At 44.9% G+C, this 23,908-nt stretch carries 24 protein-coding genes; 10 read left to right on the forward strand and 14 right to left on the reverse strand.

Going from position 1 to position 23,908, the window contains the following annotated elements; translation table 11 throughout:
- Positions 1-1,246, reverse strand: a 1,246-nt coding sequence (gene gltX / locus GF309_05540) for a glutamate--tRNA ligase (GenBank protein MBD3158235.1), incomplete at its 3' end; no start/stop codon positions are given.
- Between the two features lie 65 nt (positions 1,247-1,311).
- Positions 1,312-2,100, reverse strand: coding sequence for a hypothetical protein (locus GF309_05545; protein ID MBD3158236.1), 789 nt, complete (start codon positions 2,098-2,100; stop codon positions 1,312-1,314).
- Positions 2,101-2,603: 503 nt separating this feature from the next.
- On the opposite strand from GF309_05545, the gene GF309_05550 reads away from it, so the two are divergent.
- The 3 genes from GF309_05550 (at position 2,604) to GF309_05560 (ending at position 5,343) form a co-directional block, all read left to right on the forward strand.
- The gene (locus tag GF309_05550) at positions 2,604-3,725 is read left to right on the forward strand and encodes a hypothetical protein (protein ID MBD3158237.1); all 1,122 of its coding nucleotides are present in this window, start codon (positions 2,604-2,606) and stop codon (positions 3,723-3,725) included.
- A complete protein-coding gene (locus GF309_05555; protein ID MBD3158238.1) occupies positions 3,722-4,591 on the forward strand; it encodes a GTP-binding protein in 870 nt (289 codons plus the stop codon). The genes GF309_05550 and GF309_05555 overlap by 4 nt, the downstream gene beginning before the upstream one ends.
- Before the next feature lie 95 nt (positions 4,592-4,686).
- Positions 4,687-5,343, forward strand: coding sequence for a hypothetical protein (locus tag GF309_05560; protein ID MBD3158239.1), 657 nt, complete (start codon positions 4,687-4,689; stop codon positions 5,341-5,343).
- 94 nt (positions 5,344-5,437) lie between these two features.
- Here GF309_05560 and GF309_05565 read toward each other — a convergent pair whose 3' ends face one another.
- From GF309_05565 to GF309_05580, 4 genes are all read right to left on the reverse strand, one after another.
- Complete coding sequence (locus tag GF309_05565; protein ID MBD3158240.1) at positions 5,438-6,385, reverse strand: hypothetical protein; 948 nt, start codon at positions 6,383-6,385, stop codon at positions 5,438-5,440.
- A 109-nt stretch (positions 6,386-6,494) separates the two neighbouring features.
- A complete protein-coding gene (locus tag GF309_05570; GenBank protein MBD3158241.1) occupies positions 6,495-7,784 on the reverse strand; it encodes an NTP transferase domain-containing protein in 1,290 nt (429 codons plus the stop codon).
- 108 nt (positions 7,785-7,892) lie between these two features.
- On the reverse strand, positions 7,893-8,618 hold the full coding sequence (locus tag GF309_05575) for an alanyl-tRNA editing protein AlaX (GenBank protein ID MBD3158242.1): 726 nt from the start codon (positions 8,616-8,618) through the stop codon (positions 7,893-7,895).
- A gap of 12 nt (positions 8,619-8,630) precedes the next feature.
- On the reverse strand, positions 8,631-9,137 hold the full coding sequence (locus GF309_05580) for a hypothetical protein (GenBank protein ID MBD3158243.1): 507 nt from the start codon (positions 9,135-9,137) through the stop codon (positions 8,631-8,633).
- A gap of 331 nt (positions 9,138-9,468) precedes the next feature.
- Between GF309_05580 and larB the strand changes: the two genes are divergently transcribed.
- Positions 9,469-10,248: a nickel pincer cofactor biosynthesis protein LarB gene (gene larB / locus GF309_05585; GenBank protein MBD3158244.1), complete on the forward strand. Its 780-nt coding sequence runs from the start codon at positions 9,469-9,471 to the stop codon at positions 10,246-10,248.
- A 24-nt stretch (positions 10,249-10,272) separates the two neighbouring features.
- On the opposite strand, the gene GF309_05590 is transcribed toward larB, so the two are convergent.
- From GF309_05590 to GF309_05610, 5 genes are all read right to left on the reverse strand, one after another.
- Positions 10,273-11,412 (reverse strand): ArgE/DapE family deacylase, encoded by a 1,140-nt coding sequence (locus GF309_05590; GenBank protein MBD3158245.1) that lies wholly within the window; start codon positions 11,410-11,412, stop codon positions 10,273-10,275.
- A gap of 248 nt (positions 11,413-11,660) precedes the next feature.
- Entirely contained in the window at positions 11,661-11,909 is a 249-nt protein-coding gene (locus GF309_05595) for a hypothetical protein (protein ID MBD3158246.1), read from the reverse strand.
- 121 nt (positions 11,910-12,030) lie between these two features.
- Entirely contained in the window at positions 12,031-13,506 is a 1,476-nt protein-coding gene (gene dapA, locus GF309_05600; protein MBD3158247.1) for a 4-hydroxy-tetrahydrodipicolinate synthase, read from the reverse strand.
- A 4-nt stretch (positions 13,507-13,510) separates the two neighbouring features.
- Positions 13,511-14,911 (reverse strand): 4-hydroxy-tetrahydrodipicolinate synthase, encoded by a 1,401-nt coding sequence (gene dapA, locus GF309_05605; protein MBD3158248.1) that lies wholly within the window; start codon positions 14,909-14,911, stop codon positions 13,511-13,513.
- An 89-nt stretch (positions 14,912-15,000) separates the two neighbouring features.
- Positions 15,001-15,948 carry an MBL fold metallo-hydrolase gene (locus GF309_05610; GenBank protein MBD3158249.1) on the reverse strand — a complete coding sequence of 316 codons (948 nt, stop codon included), beginning with the start codon at positions 15,946-15,948 and terminating at the stop codon, positions 15,001-15,003.
- Positions 15,949-16,020: 72 nt separating this feature from the next.
- Between GF309_05610 and GF309_05615 the strand changes: the two genes are divergently transcribed.
- From GF309_05615 to GF309_05630, 4 genes are all read left to right on the forward strand, one after another.
- Positions 16,021-17,052, forward strand: coding sequence for a hypothetical protein (locus GF309_05615; protein MBD3158250.1), 1,032 nt, complete (start codon positions 16,021-16,023; stop codon positions 17,050-17,052).
- A gap of 28 nt (positions 17,053-17,080) precedes the next feature.
- Complete coding sequence (locus GF309_05620; protein MBD3158251.1) at positions 17,081-17,542, forward strand: DUF123 domain-containing protein; 462 nt, start codon at positions 17,081-17,083, stop codon at positions 17,540-17,542.
- Positions 17,543-17,612: 70 nt separating this feature from the next.
- Positions 17,613-17,831 carry a hypothetical protein gene (locus GF309_05625; protein MBD3158252.1) on the forward strand — a complete coding sequence of 73 codons (219 nt, stop codon included), beginning with the start codon at positions 17,613-17,615 and terminating at the stop codon, positions 17,829-17,831.
- Positions 17,832-17,924: 93 nt separating this feature from the next.
- Positions 17,925-18,884 (forward strand): hypothetical protein, encoded by a 960-nt coding sequence (locus tag GF309_05630; protein MBD3158253.1) that lies wholly within the window; start codon positions 17,925-17,927, stop codon positions 18,882-18,884.
- 16 nt (positions 18,885-18,900) lie between these two features.
- On the opposite strand, the gene GF309_05635 is transcribed toward GF309_05630, so the two are convergent.
- Both GF309_05635 and GF309_05640 read right to left on the reverse strand, forming a co-directional pair.
- A complete protein-coding gene (locus tag GF309_05635; protein ID MBD3158254.1) occupies positions 18,901-20,796 on the reverse strand; it encodes an aldehyde ferredoxin oxidoreductase in 1,896 nt (631 codons plus the stop codon).
- On the reverse strand, positions 20,797-21,330 hold the full coding sequence (locus GF309_05640) for a hypothetical protein (protein ID MBD3158255.1): 534 nt from the start codon (positions 21,328-21,330) through the stop codon (positions 20,797-20,799). It lies immediately after the preceding gene.
- Between the two features lie 82 nt (positions 21,331-21,412).
- On the opposite strand from GF309_05640, the gene GF309_05645 reads away from it, so the two are divergent.
- Positions 21,413-22,051, forward strand: a complete 639-nt coding sequence (locus GF309_05645) for an AAA family ATPase (protein MBD3158256.1) — start codon at positions 21,413-21,415, stop codon at positions 22,049-22,051.
- Positions 22,052-22,072: 21 nt separating this feature from the next.
- Here GF309_05645 and GF309_05650 read toward each other — a convergent pair whose 3' ends face one another.
- On the reverse strand, positions 22,073-23,143 hold the full coding sequence (locus tag GF309_05650; protein MBD3158257.1) for a branched-chain amino acid aminotransferase: 1,071 nt from the start codon (positions 23,141-23,143) through the stop codon (positions 22,073-22,075).
- Between the two features lie 103 nt (positions 23,144-23,246).
- Here GF309_05650 and GF309_05655 point away from each other — a divergent pair, with 103 nt between their 5' ends.
- The gene (locus GF309_05655) at positions 23,247-23,849 is read left to right on the forward strand and encodes a hypothetical protein (GenBank protein ID MBD3158258.1); all 603 of its coding nucleotides are present in this window, start codon (positions 23,247-23,249) and stop codon (positions 23,847-23,849) included.
- Positions 23,850-23,908 lie beyond the last annotated feature (59 nt).

A 23,908-nucleotide genomic window follows, 5' to 3' on the forward strand; every position in this document is an offset into this window, starting at 1 on the left:
AGAATGCTCGTGGTGCATCAGAATCACGAATCTTTCGGTTTTCGGAATATACAGCTTTCATAGAAAATGTGATGTCATTCAGGCTTAGCCCAAGATCTAAAGTTGCTTTCCGAAGGGCATCAGGATGAATACCACGATGTTCTAAGGATTGGAGGCTCCAAGTCCGGGGATCCCTCCAACCAGTATACTCACCGCTCAGTATTTTTCGTCTGGCTCTACTTTTGCTCAATGTGGCATCTTTGAATTTTAGGCGGCCATAGTAGATCAATTCCGGTTCGGCCCACCCATAAATCCGCCAGATGTGTTGCTCGATTTTTCCTTCTTTCACCAAGTCCTTCCCACGGATAATGTGGGAGATGCCAAGCTCATGGTCATCTATGCCCCACGAGTACTCCAGCATCGGCCATACCCGATAACGATCTCCAACTCGGGGGTGTTCAGCTTCGGAGATTCGCAAAATAACGTGGTCTCTCATTGCAGGATCCGGATCATCCATGCCTGTCTTGATACGGACGGCTGCTCCCTTCTCAGGGTAAGTTCCATCTAGCATTTTTTCCCATCGCGCTAGATTCTCATGAACCGACAAGTCTCGGCATGGACAAGGCCTGGACAATACCTTGTATTCATTCCTCCACAGCTCGGGGTCACAATCACAGACATAGGCTTCTTCCTTCTTGATTAAATCAACTGCGTATTCATAGAAAATCTCCAGCCTGTCAGATTTGTAGACCGTTTCATCCCAATCAACACCCAGATATTCCAGCCCCTCGGGGATTAAATCATATGCTTCAGGCTCGACTTTCTTCTCTTCGGAGCCAATAGTATCATCAAACACTAGGATGAGTTTGCCGCCATATCGTTTGACGTAGTAATCATTGAGAATGACCATTCGTGCATTTCCAACATGAAGTGTTCCCGACGGAAACGGTGCGAGCCGCATGACAATATCATCCCATTTGTCAGCATTTGGCAGCTCAGGAGGTTCTTCTTCCTCGGGCTCTTCTTCTTCCTCCTCAATAAGCTCTGGAGCTAGTTCCATCAACTCACTCCGCTGAGCTTCAAGAGATTCCTTCTCGATTTCATGTACTAGGCGCTCAGTAATTTCTTTTACTTCTCCTGCACGGGAACGAAGATCTGCTCTGGACCCAAGCAATGCAGACATCACAGACTTTACGCTTGGTTGACCATCGTATTTCACAGCGTTCTGCAGAACCAACTTGCGAATCTCAAGTTCAAGACCGTCCATATCACCAGCACCATACTTTCTTTCTTTGGACCTGCATATATGTTTCCGGTTACTGTTGGATTAGACTATGGCGAAAATACTGGCAAGTTGAAGAAGTACAGGGCAAGAAGAACTCCTGCAACCAGAACAAGTAAGAAACCGTTACCCACAAGCCAATGTTTCGCCTTGGATTTGCTAACCTTTAGAGGACCCACCGCTTTCAAACCAACAGGAGCCTCATCATAAGGGCTAACTACCCTCCAGATGATTTCGAATGGACTAGCATTACTTGGATAGATGTCTAGAAAAAGATGACTTGCATATCCGAGCAAGAAGAGTGCAGTAATATAATACTCAACTTCAGCTCCAATTCTGAATGTCTCAGCTGAAGCAATTTTCAATGCGACATTCGTGATGGTCGTCACGGTGATTAGGAGTGGGAGAATGGCAGAGTGAAAAACAACATTTCGGTGACGAGAAATGCCAAGCAGTGGTATGTCAAAATCGGGCATTTCTGCACCCACAACCATGATTAGAGCTCCAATGAGGATAGAGATATTGCCCACGATTGGGATAGCAGTTCGCCATTGATACACCAGAGAACCACCTAATGAGCCTATACCGAATGTAACAAATGATAGGGCAGAAATGGCACCAAGATTCCCGAATGAACGGCTGCTACTACCTCGATGCGGCGCTTTGTAGTAAAGAACTGGCACCGAAATAACGGTGAGGATTAGGCCGCCAGCAGCATAATAGATAAGCAAATCTCTAAGAACACCAAAGCTGGATTGCCAGACACTGAATGCGTGTATCAACGAGTAAAGTGAAACAAATAGGAAGAAAGCAAAGAGAATATGGGAAAATCGATTCATAGTTTATTCACCTTAGCAATGGAACATACTGTTTCAGAGTATCACAGGGTGTCTCATTGACTATGGGCAGATACTAGCTTGAGGGTATTAAATCCTAACGAGAGAGTAACAAAAGAAGAGCTATATGTCATAAATAGCCTGATCTCTGTGATTCAATGAAAACCTTTGTTCGGGGTCAAAAACAAGCTACTTGATTCTGTTCAGAATCTGGAGGACATTTCCGAAATTGTGTTGGATGTACCTACTTTTTTCGTTATAGGCTGTAACTTCTTTGAACATAGCATCTTTTCTGGCTTTCTCAAGGAACCTGCTTGATGTTATCTCTTTTCTCCCGAACATGGCGAACTATAGATGTCTGCGTTCAGATTCTGAAAAATGCCGACTAAATGTCATTCTAATCATATGCTACAACCAAATATGGAAATATGAAAAAATAAACGAGTCATCATCACAGCAGGGTTAAACATTTATGTCAAAAGCACAATCGCGTCTTGGAGCTTCAAATGCCTGAAGGAGTCTTTGTTGTCCGCTTGGATGATATGCGTGGTTTCCTTGTTGAGGAGAAACACCCCACCACGCTGAGATTGAGTGAAAAGCTTCTGAATGTAATCTTCTATGAACATGAGACAGGCAAGAAGGAGCAGATAAAATTCTTTGAATCAGAAGGAAAAAGAATTGGCTCCTTTACTCAAATAACCCATCCAGCGTGGTTTGTCTGTTTTATCCTCAGTCCTGATGAAGAACCGGAGATAATACGTGATCAGCTTATAGGTATGGGGAGACTGATTACCGAACTAGCCATCGAAACACCGGATAAGCTCGATTTGGGACAGATTCTCAAGGAAGGCAGTACACTTCCCAAACGATCACAGGAACAGCTTTTCACGGAGATATTTACCACACCATCCACTGCACTACTACTTGAAAGACTAGAAGATGAAAATGAAGGCGGATTGGAGAAGGCTGCTTCGCTTTCCATTTGGTTGAAAAACCAGGTCAAGAGTGAAGATATGGATTTGCGCGAAATCGTTAAACCCCTGATGAAATCTGGAGCAGTAGAAGTGAAAATGGTTGGCAAGGCTTCAGAAATGGTATTTCTCATCAAAGATGTATTTGCCTACAGAGCACCCCCAGTTCAAGCACTACTGAATGTTGAGAATCAGCAGATGAATTTCGCCGAAGAATACAGACAACAAGTCAAGGAATTCTTCTCCCCCGAGGGGGAGGGAGGCTATAATCCATCATTGCCAGTAACAGACCCGAATTCTCCCATTTTGGAAGATAGACAAAAAATTGCAGAGATTATGGATAACATCTTTCATTACAGGATTATTGAAGCACTTCGGGAGAAGCCATGTAATGTGGAAGAGATTGTCAGTGAAACTGCTTTGCCGAAGAGAATCGTCAGGGATTCCTTGAGAGTATTACGTAACAATCATATAGCAATTAATATTGGAAAAGAAGGTACATGGGCACTGCTCTCAAATCCTAGGATTGATTGTTTTATGCCGGAATTTGTCCTTCCAGCTGTAGCAAAAAAAGTTAGAAGCAAGAAAGTAAAAAGACAAGCTGCACAGGAGTACTTGGAGTTACTTATACAACAATGGGAGGGTGAAAACAGTTGATACGCGGAGTATACCTTCTTGGGCCCCATAACAGCTTGCTTCATTCTAAGGAATATGTGGAGCCGGCATCAAGAGAGGCTCTCATCGACTTCTTGCTGAATCTTACGGAGTTTCTTTCAACACAGGATTTGGGAGACCAAATCGAATTCATGAATCTAGCCACTTCACGACTCTATTACTCAGTAAATGGAGACTACACCTTTCTTCTTGTCGCAGACAAGGCAGACGATATGGAGCAAATAACCGAGAAGATTCAGCAACTGGAAACCGTCTTCATGGAGAAATTCGTGCCGGTATATGAAGCCGGAAAAGCAATTGAAGGACTTGACAATTTCATAGATAGTCTGGCTGTAACGATGGTAAAGGTAGCGATTCTTGGTTTTGCAGGGGTAGGGAAAACCACGACTTTGCATCTGCTACGCGGGGAAACATTACCGCTGAAACATGATCCCACAATTGGTGTTACCATCAAGAAGCTGCCATCAGAAGTTGAAAATGCCAACATAGTGTTGTGGGATCTTGCAGGTCAATCACGGTTCAAAATCCTATGGGGTAAGATGATTGCGAATGCTCAGGTTGTTGTTATTGTCACTGACAGCACCCTCGAAAATGTACTTAAAAGCAAGAAACTGGTTGGCCTTGTTAAAGAGAAAGTACCGAATGCGAAAATCATAGGTATCGCCAATAAGCAGGACCTTCCAACAGCATTAACGCCTGATAGAGTTGGTAAAATACTCGGTGTTAAAACCTATGAGCTAGTAGCAATCGACGTATCCTATCGGGATAGGCTTATTCAAATCATCCGGAGGGCCATTTTGGAAGGAAAAGCTGAAGATTCTGGTGACGGAAAGAAGGCTGACAATTAGATAAGACAAGATTAGCAAGACACTAGCAAAAATAATAAGAACAGTAAGACACGAGAAAACAGTAGAGACACTATCAACTGAAGGTGGATTATCCTATGGCGTTTGACATTGATGAAATTATGCAGAAACTAAAGGCAATTGAGGGGTTTGCCAAGAATGTATCTGAGACAAAAAAGCTTGCAGATGATTTAGCAAAGAATTTTGCCAGCATGAAAACAGCACTGACCAATACTATGAACGAGAGCTTCACAGAGATAGCTCAACAAATAGAGGAACTGCGCAAGAACATGGAGCGCATGGAGGAAATGGGAAGTGTTGAAGCTGCTACCTCATCGGCGGAACCCACACCTTCACCGACCCCGGAGCCAACTCCAAAACCACCTGAACCAGAACCAAAGGTTGAACCAGAGCCTGAACCAGAACCAAAGGTTGAACCCGAACCAACCCCTCAAGAGGTTGAAGAGGTATCTGAAGTCAAAAAAGAAGAGCCAGAGGCTCCTCCCAAAGAACCGACCACTGAACCAGCTCCAAAACCACCTCAACCAGAACCAGAAGTTGAACCAGAATCAGAGGAAGAAAGCGGCGAACTCGATCTGCTCCTTCAAGAACAAGATCAAGTCAAAGCAAAGCTCACAGATCTTCGATTTGATTATATGCGTGGATACATTCCAGAAGACGAATACAAGGAAAAGGAGAGCGAACTGGATAACAAGCTAGAGGAATTGGATAAGAAAATAGCAGATCTGAAGTAGATATTCCCAAGAAAAACAAGCAATGGAGAGCAGTTAGGGTGCTGCTCTCCCTATTCTCAGTTACTTCCTATCAACTTCTTTCGAGGCACTATGCTCATTTAAGAAGATCCTTTGCTTCCTTTATGATTCGCTTGGCACCATCAACGGTTATGCCTTCAACTTTCTGCGCCACTTCTTCTGATTCGGCATCAGCAAGCGCCTTCACTGAATCATAATGGGCAAGAATCAAGCGTTTTTCCAAGGTTGGGCCAATTCCCTTGATATCAGAAATCTCAGGTACTTCTTCTCCTTCGAGTTCCTGTATCATCTTCTTTGCTTCATAAACCATATCAGCCGCACCCTTTGAACCAACCCCATCTACTTTGTCGGCCAATTCATCAGGATCAGCTTCGGATATCGCTCTTACATTATCAAAGCCAGCATTTGTCAGACTATCAGCGGTCTTGGGACCAATACCAGATATTTCAGTTACTTTCAGATCAGGTCTCTCGGGAGCCTTCTTCTCTTTCTTCTTTGGTTTGGCCTTCTTTTCTGGTTTCTTCTTGGGTTCTTCTTCAACTTCTTCAACAGCTTCGGGTTTAGGTTTAGGCTTCTTCTTTGCTTTCTTCTCGCGTTCTTCACGCTTCTTTCGAGCAGCCCTACCCGGTTTCACTGGTACATCTTCTGTTGCAACATCAATGGCTGATTCCATTTCGTCGTTCATCAATGGTACATTCTTGATAGTGCTTGCCACGACCTCAATTTGCGGACTCGGTTCTTGACCCTGCTTTTCCATCTCTTCAGGCGTAGTATAGACACTAACACCTCCTTCATGAATAAAGGGTACAATTTCTCCATCATCCGCATACTCCTTGAGCATTTTCTTTGCAACACTCATGCGTATATTGAACTTAGATGCTAGATCGTACGGCGTCACGGATTTGGCATTGAGTACGTAACTCTTGATATCTGAAGCGGTGTCATCTTTGGGGATAGCATCTCTGACTACCCGCTCTTTCTTCGCAGTTGATCGGCCCCATTTCTTCTTACTAATTGTGAGCACTCTCCTAAGATATTTCTAGAGGCCCCAGTAGAATACTAGGTCCTCTCGTTGAGGTCATCGCGAACCGTCGTTTTCATTCTTAAAAACATGCGCATAAGGAAGAGACAATCTAACAGGGTTCCTCCTCACGCTCTGAAACTATGAGCTTCTGTTTCACGGAAACATTCTTGCGTGGAGGGATGTTTCTATCTATGACACATCCAGGCGAAATCATGCTCTCTTCCCCAATCTTCACAGCTGGGTAAAGAGAGGCGTTAACACCAATTACCACGTTATCTCCAATGATGCCACCAATCTTGCTCAAAGGCACCTCAATTTTCTCATCACCGTTTTCAAAGAAGAAAGGTTCTGAGCCAGGCCTCCAATTCCACAATTGAGCTCCCGCCTCTATGCAACTGTTGGTACCTACCATAGAGTCGGCCACATATGTCATTCTGCCAACATTGACCTTCTCGAAAATCATGGAGTTTCGAATTTCAACAGAATATCCGATGTGAACGTCATCACACAGACAAGAGTAGTCTCGTATCAAGGAATTGTTCCCAATGTGAACTCTCTTGCCAATATAGAGTGGACCTCTGAGTGTGGTACCAGGGCGGATAATTGCATTCTCATCTATGTATACTGGGCCTTCAATGACCACGTTCTTTCCGACCTCGACAGATTCGGCGATGAAACTGCCTCGTCCCTTTAATTTTCGATCCATTACGATTCTGTTTGCTTTCAGGATGTCCCATGGCCAAGTGAATTCAGCCCATTCTTTCTCCCAGACAGTACTAACGATTCGTCTTTCGCTCTTAATCATCTCTCCAATGGCCTTCTCCATCGTTTCATGTTCTCTTAGCATATCGAAGATTTCACTTGTGAACACAGAAACACCCGCAACGGCATAGTTGCTAACGTATCGCTCAGGACCACCTTTTTCGACCAGTTTTTCAACACGTCCATTCCGTCCCATTTTGACCGTGCCAAATTGTGCGGGATTCGATACCAGTGTCACTAACATCGTCACATCCGCATTCATGTTTTCGTGATTGTTGAGCGTTCGTGACACCATTTCATCTTCTACGAGAACATCTCCATTCACCAGCAGGAACTCGTCTTCATCCTCCAATTCAGGAGCAGCCGTTAGCATTGCATGTTCTACACCTTTCTGTTCGTGTTGCAAAACATATCCAATCTGGACTTCTTGATCCCCGCCGTGTTGAAAATGATCAACAATTTGTTCCCTGCCATGCCCAAGGACAATGATGATGTCCTTGATTCCATTAGCCTTGAGGCTATCAATGATATATTGCAACACAGGACGACCAGCAATCATCAGCATTGACTTAGATCTATTGGCGGTCAACGGCCTGAGTCTTTTTCCTCTCCCTGCTGTCAAGACAAGAGCCTTCATCACCGACACGCATTCCCAGCTGTCCGCATAACCAATATAACCTTTCGCAACACCCGCGAAGAAGAACAAGTGATTTCAGCTAGTATGTGTTGCATGCCAAAGCACGCATTAATCATCAAGATGGAAATAGATTCGCTGTTTCTCTGAGCCCATGTTCTTGTTTTTGGTGATTCGTATCCCACCAATTTCCTTTGTATTTGCAACATGAGTACCAGCACAGGAAGCAGCGTCGTAATCCCCTATGACAATAATGCGGAAAGTCTTCACGAAATCAGGTACCATTTCGATGTACCTTGTTTGATAACCCCGTGATTCTAAAAAGTCGACAGCTTCTTCGCGGGGCATAAAGCGCATCTCTACATCAATACCTTCTTCAACAACTGAATTGACAGCCTGCTCCGCGTCCCGCTTCATATCATCATCGAAATCATCAATGGGCTGATAGTCAGCACGACCATGGTCTGGCTTAATCATACTGCCAGCAGTCTCAAGTCCGTAGTTCTTCTGGAGGTATCTAGACAGGATATGTTGGGCGGTATGAAATCGCATACAGCGATATCTTCGTTCCCAGTCAATGACACCGTGAACTTCAGCACCAACTTCAATGCCCTCCAATAAATCAATCTTATGATAAACAGTCTGGCCTTTCTTAGTAGTCTGATCTACCCGAAACTCCTTGCCTCCAACCTCAAGTAATCCATGATCACCTACCTGCCCTCCACCGCGCGGATAAAAAGCAGTGCGATTGAGGACTACTGAATCATCCGTAACTTTCTCTACTTTTGCATCAAATGCCTTCACATAATTGTCCTTCATATGCAGCAATTCAGTCATTGATAGTAGCCTCTATTTGCGCTGCTGACGCTTCCACTCGTTGAGAGCTAGTTGCTTTGCCTTCTCTACTTCCCGAGTTGTGAAGTTTGCGTCTTGCATTTCAGCGGCTGCTTCAACAACATCGAACACTTCTTGTCTCTTAAGAGTTGGCAAGTCGTCAAGAATGGCCCTCATAGTCTCGGAATCTACGCCATGTTCAATCATATAATCTGCAAAATCACCAGTTGATACAGGAATGAAACCGGCTTCACTTGCTGGCTCTAGACCAATCTTGTTCATTTTGCTTTCGAACAATTCAGTAATGATATCCTGTCGAGAGCGGGTAACCGGAATATCTGGTTGATTTCCCTTTTTAATAACGGAATGCATATGCTTGACCTTCTGAATCGGTGATCGATCTGCAGGGCTAATCATCTTCTTCTTAGCAAAATAAAGAACAACAACTACTAGAACCAAAACAAGAGAGATGAGAAACATCGGTGAGCTCAAAAAATCTCCAAACGAATCAGGGAATTGCATTCCTGTTTGACCTCGCAAATAGCTATTTCTACTAGCAACAGCAGTAAAGGTCAACTTTAAGGTTTCTACGAGCTTCCATTGTACTTTATCTAAGAATACTAGTCATCTGAAAAATCAGGTGTTTTTCGAGCACAGTATAGGACAACAACTAGAAGAATCACACCAAACAGGACTATCAACATTGGCGGCTCCAATAAGTCAGCAATCGCTTCAGGAAACTGCATTATTCTCAACCCTCATAGGAACAAAGGTAAACATCCATAAACGAATATGGAACTTTAAGGTTTCTCACTTTATGCAGTGAGGATATCAATAGGAATGAGTAAGAGTGATGCACGAGGTTCGTGAAATTCTAGAGGCCCTATCAGCTGGCAAAATCAATGTGAATGAGGCGGAAGAAAAACTCAAGAGGCTAGAATTGCGAAAAATTGGGAGCCTAGCTGTCATCGACCCAGGTCGAGAGCATAGAAGCGGGATTCCTGAAGTTGTTATGGCAGAAACAAAAACGAGCGAACAACTCGCGAAAATTATTCAGGGTATGTTGGAAGCAAAGAAGTTCGTGCTCACAACGAGAGCCTCAGAAGCACAAGTCGAATACTTGGAGGATTATCTGAAAGATTTCGAATTCGATGTCAGAGGAGGAAACAACCACATAACTCTGCTAATTCATCATCCTGATTGGAAGCCCAAAAGGCGTGGCGGTACGATCGCAGTTATTACCGCAGGAACTTCGGATGAATTCTTCGCAGAAGAAGCAGAAGCCGTTGCAGAAGTAATGGGAGTCGAAGTACTGAGATTTCGTGATGTTGGCGTAGCTGGCATCCATCGGCTTATCGAACCTCTTGAACAGATAAGAGAGAAGGGCGTGGATGCAATCGTGGTATTTGCCGGAATGGAAGGGGCATTACCTACTGTTGTGGCTTCGTTAGTTGATATCCCAGTAATTGGTGTGCCTGTGCCCATTGGATACGGGCATGGCGGGAATGGTGAGACCGCTCTATCATCCATGCTTCAATCTTGCGCTCCGGGATTAGCAGTTGTGAATATCGGAAATGGTCTTGGCGGCGGTGGAATTGCGGCACTTATTGCTCTGAGAGCATCATATGAGTGACAAAGGCACTCCAATATGTGGCAGTCAGCGGTTTTCATCAAAATGGCGTGCAATCTTGAGATAGATATCAACCGAATCGAGCAATTGGTCAATTTCTATGTACTCGTCAGGTTGATGTGCCTGTTCTATCGATCCAGCTCCACAGATGATATTCATAATCCCCACCTCCGGCTGTAGGACTGAACAATCAGTTCCGTATGTAGCGGTAGCTATGTCAGGATGCCGTCCTGTAGTTTCAGATATAACCTTCTCTGCAATTTTCACTATTTCTGCATCATTTGGTGTAAGAACTGGTGGATGAGCATCAATGATTTCTATCTCGATGCTCTCCTCTAGACCTGCATCCTGTAATCGTTCTTTCATGGATTGCAATATAGATTCAGAAGTCTGACCTTCAACTGTCCGCATGTCGATTTGGGCTTCACAATGTTCTGGAACAACATTGATTTTTGTGCCGCCTTCGATTACACCTATGTTAACTGTAGGCTTGCCCAGTAGTGATTCATCATATGCAAATTCTTCACCAGCAACGCTTTCTAGAGCTTCCATACACAAGGAGATAGCATTGATTCCTTCTTGGGGCCTTGAACCATGAGCTGACTTTCCTTTTGCCATTATTCGGGTCCAGAAAGTCCCTTTTCCGCCCAAGAGAATACCTAGGCTCGTTGGTTCAGCACATATGCCCCATTCAATACCTTCCAGGATACCACTCTCTGCAACTTGTTGGGCACCCCCAAGTCCAGCCTCTTCATCCGATGTAGCAAGCATAACTAATGGTGTATCATGGTTCTCAGCTTTGTACTGAATCATTGTCTCAGCTAGGGCAGCTACTGGCCCCTTCATATCACACGCACCACGGCCATAGAGACGGCCATCAGAAATCTGAGCTCCAAATGGATCATAGGACCAGTTATCTTCCGATCCAACCGGGACAGTATCCATATGGCCATGTAGCAGGAGATTTCCAAATTCACCATCATGTGTGGAGAAAACAAGATTTGGACGATTCTTATCGTTTCCAACTTCTTTAGCGTGAATGTCATACTGAGCAAGGTGGTTGCAGAGCACATCAGCAACTGCGCGTTCATTACCAGGTGGATTTTCACTATTAGTCGCCACGAGTTTTTCCAGAAGAGCAAGAATCCTCGAACGATCAATCATCATCTATCATCCAATTAAAACTCACAACATCTGATTAGGATTGTGAAAAAGCGAGCAAGAGCACAAAGAATACAAGAAATAGTTCATAAAGCTTCTCTAAGAATACGAGATGTGGCGGTCTATGACGTTGCAATTACCCCTGTATGAGCCGAAAGGCAATGATTATCCAAGAGCAGGCTGAGGCTTGCCACACCTTCTCTCATCTTACTCTTTAGATCAGGCTAGAAGAAAAAATCATACAATCCCAAATCTCATTCGAATCTCAGTTTGGAATCTGTGGAATCAGAAAGAACTCCTTTATCAAGTCGATAGCTAACTTCACCCCCAATATCAGAAGTTGGTTTCGCTCGTACCTCATTACCGTTCCTTGTCAAAGAGACGCGGCCATAATCGCTCTCAAGTACAATGCTTTCGCCATCTTCTAAGAATCCGTCCAAGCTATCGGAGCTAACTGACCGAATTAAGCCATCAAGCCATTTCTTATATTCTTCATAGGTCATGCTGATGCACCAAGATTTCGAGTCATGCTTAAGTGCTAATTCGTGGAGGTATTGCCGGAATGGCACTCAGATTTGCTAACCTGTGGATAGGGTACTCCATTATAATTGTAGTGTTCTCTGGTTAGGGGCTATAGGCAAAAGGATGTCGTGATGAATCCTTCTGTGCTACGACCTTAGAGATCTCGGGTCTTTGTTCAATGGCTCTCCTCAGGGCATGCCTGACCGCACGGAAGTTGTTTATGTGTACTCTCCGACGATTATTGGCGGTTGGATGAACAAAAGCATTGACTGCAATAACAAGATCCGGAACCAATTCCTCAGGTATGATCTGGTCGGTCACGGTTCGGGTAACCGCATCAGCAACTGCCTTCTCGGCTACATTGTAGACCATATCCTTGTGCGATTCATCAGTGATATTTACTGTTGGGGCAAAGACCGTAGTGGGTTGCAAGTCTTTGATTGTATTTGACTGATGGAACCCTTTCATGATTTTGTCTGCTGTTTCTAAAGCTTGTTTCATCGGGCCTGTTTTGATGCCCATCAACAAGTCCACGTGAGCAACCTCATGACCGCCACCACACAAAGACTCGCCATGCAACAGAGTCAGGTCTTCAACAACATCAGGAACAATTCCGACAGCCTTTGGATACTGTTCCGCAACTATTTCTCTATCACCCATTCGAAAGGCTACAGGCCCCCTTGGAATTAGTTGCAGGTCCTCTAGGCAGGTCCTAAGCTCATCTAGGTCTTCGAAGCTGAATAGATCGCCCTCAAGAAGGGGTTTTCGAGCATCACCCACGGTGATACCCATCATATTCAGAGCAGCCTTGACTGCAATTCCGCCACCCTTATTGACAAGTAGTCGAACCGTCTTCTGAATTGTCCTTTGAACAACCTTTGCATCATTGAGATTACCACCCGACAAGGCATTTTGCATCTCAATGTAACGGTCGGGAAATATGTTGGCACTCATGAGTATAGCGCCATCACAACCTGCTGCAAGAGCTGGAAATGCAACTTGATCATGACCAACAACTACTTGAAAATCATGAGGTCGTCTGAGCAGAATGCTGGTAAGGTTGACCAAGTCACCACTGGAATCTTTCATTCCAGAAACCCCGTCTATTTCTCGCAACCCATCGACCAGCTTCCAGTCAAGCTTGACGCCAGTTACTTGTGGAATGTTGTACAAGAAGATGGGAATATCGCTGGCCTCTGCTATTTTCGAATAATGCTCGTAGATTTCCTTTGTGGAGGGTTTGAGGAAATAGGGGGTAACAACGAGGGCGGTGTCTGCACCCATTTCTGCCGCTCGTCTGGTGAGTCTTACTGCGTCAGCCGTATATGGGGCGCCAGTACCGGCCATAACACGAACTCTTCCGTTTGCTGTTTCACAAGCAATTCGAATAGCCTCCAGACGTTCATCGAAAGTCATGCTAGTGAATTCACCGGTAGTGCCGCAGGGGACAATTCCGGTAGCACCATGCCGAATAACATGTTCGATTAGATCTTGGTACTGTGACTCGTTCACGCCAGTCTCGTCAAATGGTGTAACGAGAGCCGGATAGACGCCTTCAAATTTGAATTCGTTACTCATTCTCTCAGCTCCAAATAGAATTCATTGCTTTGCCGACCACTTCTTCAGTAGTTGCAACTATTTTCCTACGATTACGAGAATCTAGGTCCACATCTAGCATCAGAATCATCAGAGTGTCACCAATTTGCTCTTCCTTTATGAAACCAGAATCTACAGCTGTTGCTATCGCCTTTGCAGCACCAGATTGAACAGGCCCGTAGAAGAGAGATGCTTGACGCATTGATTGGATTCCTCTTGCAGGGACCATCAATGAGCTTGGCCTAACTGCCAGATTTGGCTCTAGTATAACAGTAAGACCTTCATAACCCTGCTTGGGGGTAGTAAGTAGTCTGACGAATAGATCGCCAGCTATAGATTTTTTGTTCCCAGTTAGAACAGTAACCGATACTGTATCACTTGCCTCGGTTGTGAGGTTACATTCCTCAAAATTGGGGTTATCAAAGCCAAGTTCGGTAGCTAGTTGACGTATATCAGGTTCCTTCTTGACTGGTTCTCTGGAAGGAGTATCTATGAGTGCTAGCTTTTCAAGTTCCAATCTTATTTCTTCCTTAAGTTCCCGCGTAAGGGTTCCTCCCGAGTCTAGAGGCATTCGGGAATAACCAGCTTCAATCCCCATCATCTTAAGGGCAGCTTTAACAGGGGGAGCTCCACCGTTCCGTGTGACTATTCTGGAAAGCGTTTGAACGTCCAATTGCCTTTGCCGTGCTTCGTCCAAATTGCCATTTTTGATATTGTCCATTATTTCAAGCCAGATGTGTGGCATGATATTTGCTGAAGCCATAATGGCGGCACTTGCCCCTGCAGAAACAGCTGAAAGAAAGCACTCGTCGTGACCAATGAGCACTGGGATTTTATCACCAACTTTCTGTATTAGCTCCATCGTATGGCCAATATCACCACCGCTATCCTTTATGCCAACAATGTTGTCGAGGTCCGCCAGGTCTTGAACTATGTTGGATTGCAAAGTTCCAAGCGTACATTGCGGGATGTTGTACATGATAATGGGAAGATTTCCCTCTCTTGCGATTTCCGCATAGTGATCATAGTATCCCTTATCACTTGGTCGTAGAAAGAAAGGCGACACAACTAGAGCTGCATCACAGCCCACATCAGCAGCATATTTTGTAAGCCGAATTGTGGCCTCCGTGCTATTCTCTCCAGTTCCTGCCACAACAGGAACCCGACCATCTACATGCTCTACTGTTAGTTTGAGAAGCTTCTTTCTCTCTTCCGTCCGCATATAGACGAACTCGCCAGTAGTCCCAGCAGGAACTACCCCTGTAGCTCCTTTCTCAATAGTGTAATCGATTACCTGCTTGAGGCCTTCTTCATGTATATCGCCATGTCTAGTAAATGGCGTAACTAAGGCAGGCATCACTCCATGAGGAACGAATCGTTTAGTCACAGGAAATAGCCACCACGCTTCTCCCCCGAGCTAGTCCGTATATAGGTTTCCATCACAAAAATAACATAAAAACAGAAGTTATAGCTAGATTAGTGACTATTCACATACCAAATACTCTCTTCTTGATAAATCAATCCCGCCTTTTCTAGACTTCTAAGTCCTACGAGAACAGTTGTCGGTAATAGGGGTTTCATTTCCTTCGGGTATGGCACCGAGTTGGATTTGGTAATATCAAATACAAGCTGTTCAATGTCTGCTTCTCCTCGAATCTTGAGATGTTCTAGAAGACAGTTCTGGAACGCTATTACGCCTTCTAGGGTCTCTCCGATTTGTACGTTCACATCGTCGAAAAGATGTGGTATATCGTGAGTAGGAAGAAGAAAATCAATATCCAAATCCCTGATTTTCTCTAGAGCACTCCTCTTGGAAATCAGATTTCCAGATAAATCAACGTAGAACTTCCGGGGATTATGAGGGAAATTGTTTATCTCATCTCCACAGAACAGCGTTTTTCGATCGGGATCATAAAATACGCAGTGACCTGCAGAATGCCCACCAGTATGTAGTGTTTGGAGTTCGTGATTGCCAAAACGCACCAAATCTCCATCGGTGATGATTCTATCCGGTTCCAAACCATCGTAGTTGACTCGCAACGGTCCTTTTTCAAATTTCATGACAATTCGGTCTGAAAGAGTCATTTTCAAACGCGATTTGGTGAACATGGCGGGGTCTCGAAGGAGAGGAGCATCTTGTTCATGAATAATCACAGAGGCTCTAGTGCGTTTCTTGATGTTTTTCACTCCACCGACATGATCAGGATGAGCATGAGTACAAAGGATAGCTTTGACATCCTCAGAGGGTTGCAATCCAATATTTCTGATAGCCGCGAGTATTTTCTCACCAGGACTGCCAGCCGTGCCGGGATCAACTATCAAACACTCATCTTCAGCTGCAAGCAGATAAGCAGACAAGTAGCCATATTCCCCTACATAGTCGCCTTCTATTCTATAGACGTCAGGGAGTATCTCGGAAATCATTTTGCATTATGATACTCGACCTAGCAACTTAAGATGGTATCGACCCTGTTGCTATAATGGGTGGCCCGTTCAATGGATGCAGAGGAACTAACGAGACTGCTAGACGAGACACGTAGAAGACTGAATCTTACCCGAGGGGCTCCTCCGCAAGTACAACGGGTCTTAGAACACCCGGAAGGCCAGCTTCATGCGATTGTGCCAGATAGAGCCGAAAAGAGTCAGTGCATAGGGCGGGGAGGAAAGATAGTAGCCGAGTTAGCACAAAGAATCGGGAAGGATGTAGCATTCCATGGTTCTGACGAGTTGGCTCTCAGACAAGTAAGACTCCGAGCAAGCAAATCGAGGATACATGAAATTAAAGAAAGGGTTGAATCCGAAAATCAATCGCTCCTTACAGTTTTCGAAAGGCTCATCGACCTAGAAATTGCCTTTCCTGTTCAATCAGTACATGACTATGAGGCCTACCACAAAAATGGGGGAGTGGCGGCTTCTTATTCGGGAGGGGTAGACAGCTCTGCTGCCTTAGTCATTCTAGAACGAGCCCAAGTTGACTGTAACGCCTACACTGTATCTCCGGATCCCAGAATACTTCCCCCACCAGATATAGACGCTATTCAGGAATTCTGTAGAGAAATTCGGATAGACTGTCAAATCATTCATGCACCAAATCTGATCCAGGATATCATGAATAGGGCCAAAGAAGGGCTGATTCATCCCTGTGGTGAATGTCATGCCACAATAATGGGGAAAGTGATTGAAGAAGCGACATCAAATGGTCATCATATGATAGTAACTGGACAAAGCCTTCCAACAGGAAGGCAAGCCATTCAAGAGCTGGGTGGGATAATACAAATCCATTTGCCAGCACTTCTTTCCTTGACGAAATACCGCATGAAGGAAATATTGAAGAAAAGAGGGTTCCCACCGCATCGAGAAAGATTTGGATGTAATTTCCTCAGCAGGCTCCATAATGATGGGTGGAGTATGATTGGCCCGTCAGTCTATCGAATCCTGAGAGAACTCGAGGCAGGTATTCTAACAAGTGGGGAATCACTACGACTCATCAAGAGTGTAGCAAAACAATCTATGAAGAGCAAGAAATAGGAAATAGAAAACAAAGAGGACAATCAGGATGCAGGGCGTATACACTTTGATAGTCGATGTCACAAACCGACTGAATCTTGCAGCTGGAGGGTTGGGAGATTTGACTCTCGATAAGGGACCTTACGTTTATGTTGGTTCTGCGATGGGAACAGGTTCCACAAGCTTGGAGAATAGACTGGCTCGTCATTTCTCCGACGAAAAAACTGTTCATTGGCATATCGATTACCTTCTCAATAAGGACGCAGAAAAGAAAAGCGCGATATGGGCGGAGACTGAGAAATCAAGGGAATGCGATGTGGCACTAAGAATTAAGATGAGCAATCATTTCGTGAACGGACCCGCTGGATTCGGAGCATCGGATTGTAAGAAGAAATGCGGTACGCACCTGTTTCGGCAAATATCAGAGGTAAGCACATCCACAATCCTAGAGGATATTTTCGAGCAGTTAGGGCTTACACCTCACATCGGAACCAAAGATGATTTCCTGTAATTCAACATTCAGCAAGGGTTAAATTCCCTATCAGGATAAAGAGGGCACAGGACAGCGGAGGAAAAAAAGCTTGGCTGAAACAAATTGGAAGCGGATATTTGAGGATTTGAAGAATACCGAAACAACATTTACGGTTTATTTGCGCTATCAGCAAAAGGATACCTTAGCTAAAATCCCGAATGTGCAAGTTAACGAAATCAGTGACGATCATGTGAAATTAGAAAACCCATCTGGCTTCGGAATACTCGGCTATAATGATATTCTGTATCTATCGATTCCTCGCAAGTAACCATTTGCAGATATGAGAGGTAATAGATACGGTCAACCTTTTAATTGAAAAGAGAGGTACGTCCCACGATAGTCATAAGATGGTGTTTCCATATTGTCGTCTCTAGTCTACATCCCAATTGATGGTGAGCGAAAGCTCGCGCAGGGCAATGAATACATTGTGAGTAATTATCGTCTGATCCAATACGACCGCGGTTCAAAAACCAGTGTCAGTCTTCCACTTCACATAATCAAAGAATACAAACTGACATCGAACAAAGCAATGTTCAAGGTCGTCAACGGTATTGTCAACGTGATTGGCAAAATGCCGAAACGAGAAGAGCTACGTTCTGCACTAAGTATGAGAGAATTCGACAGCCTGAAGGTAGGTGATCAACGGAAACTTTGCGAAATGTCATCTGTACCCTTTGTACATGAGAGACACCCCTATAACCATTGGACGACTATCGGGTACCATCGAAAGTTCTCACTACACTTCTATCGCATATATGCATGGATAAAGGGCGAAGAAGTTTTTACATATTATCCGGATTCGTTCATTTTAACAAATTACCGTTTATATCAACGAGATTCTCGGGAGAATAAGTTGTACATTTTCCCGATGCACTGGGTTCACACCTTTGAAGCCAAGAAAAATGAACTCGAGATGGAATGCAAGACAGGTGAGTTCAAAATCCGGGGCAGGGTTCCAAGGCAGGACCATTTGTTGAGGGTCTGGCAAGCAAGAGCATGGGATACAGTCCCCGATGACCATCTAGATTGGTTGGTACGCCCGTACGACTACATCAAGGCTCGACATCCACTGTCACAGTATGATATTCAGGATTATGAGAAAACCTCACCCATGGCAAAAGCAACCGAAACGGAAGAAGAAATGCAAGTCACTTCGGGCAGTCAAGCCAGTGGTACAGTATTTGTAAAACCAGTAATCAAGGACAAGTGCAGTCACTGTGGAGCTCCATTGTCCTGGCAGGAAATAGATTGGGTTGGTCCAGACCAGTACGAGTGTCCCAACTGTGGTGCCACACATCGAGTGGACTATGTACGGATGTAGATATCCCGGCTGAAATCTAGTTCATGAAATCTCTCGTCCAGTCGAGCGAGAGATTTTTGATTATGTTATCAGTAGGTAAACCTGTTTCTTTGTCCCAGCCACGTCTTCGATAGTATGCATTGAGCATGGGATCCAAGTCAACTGTCTGACCCTTTCCAGGCCCCTCAGGCATGGGATCCTTTGTGAATCTACTTGGCAACGTATCATCAGCACGCGTAATGCCTTCCCGCGCGTTGAATAGACGTTTGAGGGTCACTTGTCGTTCTGCAATCAGATTCAGGTTATCAACACTACCGAATTCATCAATTCCTGTAACCAAAGGTAACAGTTCAGCGAAATCTTCCATCCAGAAGATTGGTGGCCACGAAACAGAATACCAACAAACAATCAGGGTATCACGAATGCAATATGCGTTCTCAGTTTCGACCACAGCCGCAGCCTTGTACTTCTCGGTATAAGGATCAATTATCTCAGGTAGTTTGTCTTTGCCCCATCGCTTCGCTGCAACATCTTCATATCCGAGCTGATCAACAGTCACCAGACTTCGCAAATGGTCTGCTCCACGGGCAGCAGTTGCATGGGCTAAGCCAATACTTCTGTGAGTGCGCCCATCCTGACCCGAGACTTCAAGACCCTTAACATGCATAGCAAATTTCTCAGCTTCAGGACCAATTGCTTCAGCTGCCTTTTTGCTTCCTTGTGATAACAGCTCACCCAAACCTTCACGTTCACCAATCATCTCAAGAAGCTGGATGGCGGCCTTCTTGCTTCCCCATTCTAGCTCTAATCCACCGGTATCTTCCGTTGTAAGAATACCTTCTTCGTACAATTCCATAGCAAATGCAATAGTCGTTCCTGCCGAGATTATATCCATTCCATACTTGTTGCAGATTTCGTTTGCTTTCAGTGTTGTTGGATAATCATCAATTCCTAGTGAACTTCCAAATGCCATAAGCCCCTCGTATTCAGGTCCTTCTTCCAATGTTCCAGCATATTCGCCTTCTTTGATGTAGTTGACCTTTTTACAGCCGATACTACAACCGAAGCAGGCTCTGTCTGATACCGTGTATCGTGGGCGAATATATCCAGCACTAAGCTTCTCCCAACCTGAAAAAACACCAGTGCGGTGATTGTAGGTCGGGAGTTCGCCAATTTCCTGCTTGGTTGCTGTTAGGGACCACGTACCCCACCTGCTCATCTCCTGAGCCTGCGGATTCTCACGAGTTCTCCTGTGAGCCCTTTTTGCCAAGTCGATGAAAGATTCGTGGTCGTGTACTTCGACGGCTCCTCGGCCGCGGATAGCGATGGCTTTCACGTTCTTCGAACCAAGGACGGCACCCATGCCAGTTCGACCAGCGGCTCGTGCATGATTAACAATTATTGAAGAGAACCGGACACCATGCTCACCGGCTGGGCCAATCGCAGCAACTTGTGTATCTGGATCGCCCTGGAGGCGACGAATCTGGGAAGTTGCAGTATCTGTCGTTTTGCCCCATAAATCACTAGCATCCTTGAGCTGTAAATCCGAATCTGTAATACTGATGTAAACAGGTTTCTCAGAACGACCTTCAACCACAAGAAGATCATAGCCTGCATACTTGAGTTCGGGCCCAATGAACCCACCAACATGACTTTCGCCCCATATGCCGGTTAGTGCGGCTTTTGAGAAGAAAGCAGACCGGCCGCTTGTGGGCCACAGAGTTCCCGTAACGGGTCCAGTTGCAAGAATCAGTTTATTCTCTTCATCTAATGGCCGACATTCAGGAGGCACCTCCTCAAACAGAATCTTAGCAGCGAATCCGTCACCACCTATGTAATCCTGTATCCATGCTTTGGGAAGGGATTCCTCTTTGAATCGATTATTGCTGAGGTCGGCACGTACTATTGTACCCTGATATCCTCCAAAACCCATTTACGATTCACCCTCGCTTGCTGTGCGGGCCATTTCTGCAAGATACGCTTCAGCCTTGTCATGTCTGTCAACTACTGTGGTTTTTGCAGGTGAACCAAACTGGATTGCTCCCGTTGGACATATCTTGACACATTCAGGATCGCCGCCACAATGGTCGCACTTGATGATTCTCATGTTGTCAGTATCAAGACGAATAACACCGTTAACGCATGCTCCAACACAGGACTTACAGAGGATGCACTTATCATGATCAACATAGGTCATTCCTGTAACTGGGTCCCTTCGCATGGCATAAGTTGGACAAACATCGACACATGGCGCTTCCTCACATGGGCCACAGACATTCGGCACGTCTACTCCTAAATCATCATAGCGAACAATCTTCAACCTAGCCAGGCTGGGCTGGAATTTGTTCTCATGATGGGCTGAACAGGCCAATTCGCAGAGCCTGCACCCAGTACACTTCGTATAGTCCACAGTTAGTTGTTGAGGCACCTTTGGGCCACCTCGGCCGAGGATTGTGGTGACATCAATTCGCTAAAAGCTTTGGCAAAGGTTGGTGTATAGATATGAATCCTTTATTAGCACAAAAGGAATGCAGTTCCTCGTGAAAATAATGGTTCGTAAAGAGTTCGAGAAGAAAAACGAGGAAAGCATCGAGTTTGAATTTGAACTTGGCGGATTGGAATTCGAGGCGCGGGGGAAAGCCAGTGTCATCGAACGGATGTTTAACCTGCTTCTTGAGAAAATTGAATCCGGGAAGATTCCCCTTGATGAAGAGCTCGAATTTGAAGAAGAGGGAGAGGAGTATGAAGACGAATACGAGGTCGAAGAAGAATCTGAAGAGGAGGAAGAACCCGAAGACTATTCATATGAAGAAGTAGAATCTGAGGAGGAATGGGAGAAAGAACGCGAACTCTACGAAGAAGAACATGAAGAAGACGAGTGGGAGGAGGAAAAAGAACTCTACGAGGGTGAAGTGCCTGAAGAGGAATGGGAGCAGGAAGAAGAAGTTTACGAAGATCAAGAAGTGGAATCATACGAAGTTGACGAAGAGTATGGAGAATACCCATACAGAGATGATGAGCCCGCAGAAGAATCATATGAGGGGCATGAGTATGAAGAGCAGCCAGAATCTGAATCCGTAAGCAAGCCTCCCGAGTGGGACAACTTGGACCCTGACGAAAGTCGTGCAAAGCTTGAGCGAGAACTCCGAGAGAAGGAAGAGGATGAAGAAGACCCAGATTGGGCCTGAGCCAAGAATCTTAGACCTCTCCTACACTTCGTAAATCCAATCATATGGATCATCGATTTCGCCGCACTGGATACCTGTGAGGGTGTCGAAAAGCCTCTGTGAGAGGTCTCCGACTTTTCCATTCGCTATCTGGTAGGACGAGTTGTTGAAATGAAGCTCACCCACAGGTGCGATAACAGCAGCGGTTCCTGTACCGAAAACCTCGAGCACCTTGCCATTTTCGATACCATCTATAGTTTCGTGAATCGAGATTTTTCGCTCGTTAACATCATAGCCCCAATCTCGCGCGAGTTGCAATACTGAATCCCGGGTGATACCAGGTAGAATCGTATCATTAAGCGGAGGAGTAGCAAGTTCGTCATCAAAACGGACAAATATGTTCATGGTGCCGCATTCTTCGATATACTTACGTTCTATAGCATCAAGCCACAACACCTGTGAATATCCCTTCTCACTTGCCTTCTTCGTAGCCAATAGACTGGCAGCATAATTGCTCATAGTTTTGGCTGCACCGACACCACCCTTGACCGCTCTCGTATATTCGTTCGAGACATATATGCGAACAGGGCTGAATCCTTCCTTGAAGTATGGTCCGACAGGGCTCAGGATAATGTAGAAGAGATACTCATCGGAAGGTTTCACTCCTAGCTTCGACTCTGTGGCAATCATTGTAGGTCGAATGTACAGGGATGTCCCATGCACCTGAGGAATCCAATCCCGTTCAATATCGATGAGCTTTGCTAGGGCATCTAATAGAAAACCCTTGTCTATTTGAGGCATGACCATGCGTTTGGCCGACCTATTCAATCGCTTGAAATTCTCACGGGGACGAAACAGTAGAACACAATCTCTCCGCCGATAGGCCTTCATTCCCTCAAAGATGCCCTGACCATAGTGGAGGACCAAAGCCGCAGGACTCAATTCCAGCTGGGCATATGGTTTGATCTTGGGAGTATGCCATTGCCCATCATGATACCGCATAATCAGCATGTGGTCAGTGTACACACTACCGAAGGTAAGATTCATGGGATCTGAAGGTTTTTGCTTTCGTTCATTTTCCGAAACCAAAGTGATATCGATTTTCAAATCCAGCCCAACCCGATTGATTCATTTCAGAAATGACTCTTAGGTCTTTCCTCAAGAAACGACACAACAAATATCTTAAGTTACTGAGTTAAAAACTGCAGTGATTTCAATGAGTCATAGCGAAGGAAAGGATGACGAAGATTTGTTCTTAAAACCAGAGGAGGTTCTAAGCCAGTACTCTGTGGAATGGGTTGCCCTTCGCAAATCCTATACTGAGGCCAAGAAGGAACTTGACCAGGTCAAGGAGAAACTAAACGAACTTGATGAGAAACTTGAGAATGGCCAAATAACCGAAGAAGAACATATGGAGCAGTATCGAGCCTACTGGAAGAAATCTACGCAGATGGTCGAAATAAAGCGAGAAGTTGAGTCAAGACTCTTTGAAATCCAACGGAAGATACGAAAAGCAAATCGAAAACTCAAGAAACTTGAAGAAGAGAAACGTAGACAGAAACGTATTGAAAAAGAACGTTCCAATGCAATGATTGAATGGATGAGCTTGAAGCAGGGATTCGATCTTGTTGGAGACAAACGTAGCGAGATTTCAGCACGAATGGATGAGTTAGAGCTGAAACGTCGCAATGGAGAAATCAGTGATGAGGATTACCGAAAACAACATGTCGAGAATCTGAAGGAACTAGCCAAGCTGCGTACACTTGAAGTGGATATTCAGAATAGACTCGGTGAACTACTGGAAATCATCAGGAAGTAGTCATTCCCCTCAAAGAAAATACTCGAAAAAATAAGGAGTGACCCCCGAAGGGGGTCTAA

It is taken from the genome of Candidatus Lokiarchaeota archaeon, from assembly GCA_014730275.1.
Classification (GTDB): Archaea; Asgardarchaeota; Thorarchaeia; order Thorarchaeales; family Thorarchaeaceae; genus WJIL01.

Excerpts from the sequence above, each read along its gene's own strand:
- GF309_05595 (MBD3158246.1), bottom strand. The coding sequence starts at position 11,909 with ATGACCTATGAAGAATATAAGAAATGGCTTGATGGCTTAATTCGGTCA.
- GF309_05645 (MBD3158256.1), top strand. The coding sequence starts at position 21,413 with ATGGTTCGTAAAGAGTTCGAGAAGAAAAACGAGGAAAGCATCGAGTTT.
- GF309_05560 (MBD3158239.1), top strand. The coding sequence starts at position 4,687 with ATGGCGTTTGACATTGATGAAATTATGCAGAAACTAAAGGCAATTGAG.
- GF309_05580 (MBD3158243.1), bottom strand. The coding sequence starts at position 9,137 with ATGCAATTCCCTGATTCGTTTGGAGATTTTTTGAGCTCACCGATGTTT.
- GF309_05545 (MBD3158236.1), bottom strand. The coding sequence starts at position 2,100 with ATGAATCGATTTTCCCATATTCTCTTTGCTTTCTTCCTATTTGTTTCA.
- GF309_05570 (MBD3158241.1), bottom strand. The coding sequence starts at position 7,784 with ATGAAGGCTCTTGTCTTGACAGCAGGGAGAGGAAAAAGACTCAGGCCG.
- GF309_05615 (MBD3158250.1), top strand. The coding sequence starts at position 16,021 with ATGGATGCAGAGGAACTAACGAGACTGCTAGACGAGACACGTAGAAGA.
- larB (MBD3158244.1), top strand. The coding sequence starts at position 9,469 with ATGCACGAGGTTCGTGAAATTCTAGAGGCCCTATCAGCTGGCAAAATC.
- dapA (MBD3158247.1), bottom strand. The coding sequence starts at position 13,506 with ATGAGTAACGAATTCAAATTTGAAGGCGTCTATCCGGCTCTCGTTACA.
- GF309_05550 (MBD3158237.1), top strand. The coding sequence starts at position 2,604 with ATGCCTGAAGGAGTCTTTGTTGTCCGCTTGGATGATATGCGTGGTTTC.
- GF309_05590 (MBD3158245.1), bottom strand. The coding sequence starts at position 11,412 with ATGATGATTGATCGTTCGAGGATTCTTGCTCTTCTGGAAAAACTCGTG.
- GF309_05610 (MBD3158249.1), bottom strand. The coding sequence starts at position 15,948 with ATGATTTCCGAGATACTCCCTGACGTCTATAGAATAGAAGGCGACTAT.
- GF309_05620 (MBD3158251.1), top strand. The coding sequence starts at position 17,081 with ATGCAGGGCGTATACACTTTGATAGTCGATGTCACAAACCGACTGAAT.
- GF309_05575 (MBD3158242.1), bottom strand. The coding sequence starts at position 8,618 with ATGACTGAATTGCTGCATATGAAGGACAATTATGTGAAGGCATTTGAT.
- GF309_05635 (MBD3158254.1), bottom strand. The coding sequence starts at position 20,796 with ATGGGTTTTGGAGGATATCAGGGTACAATAGTACGTGCCGACCTCAGC.
- GF309_05655 (MBD3158258.1), top strand. The coding sequence starts at position 23,247 with ATGAGTCATAGCGAAGGAAAGGATGACGAAGATTTGTTCTTAAAACCA.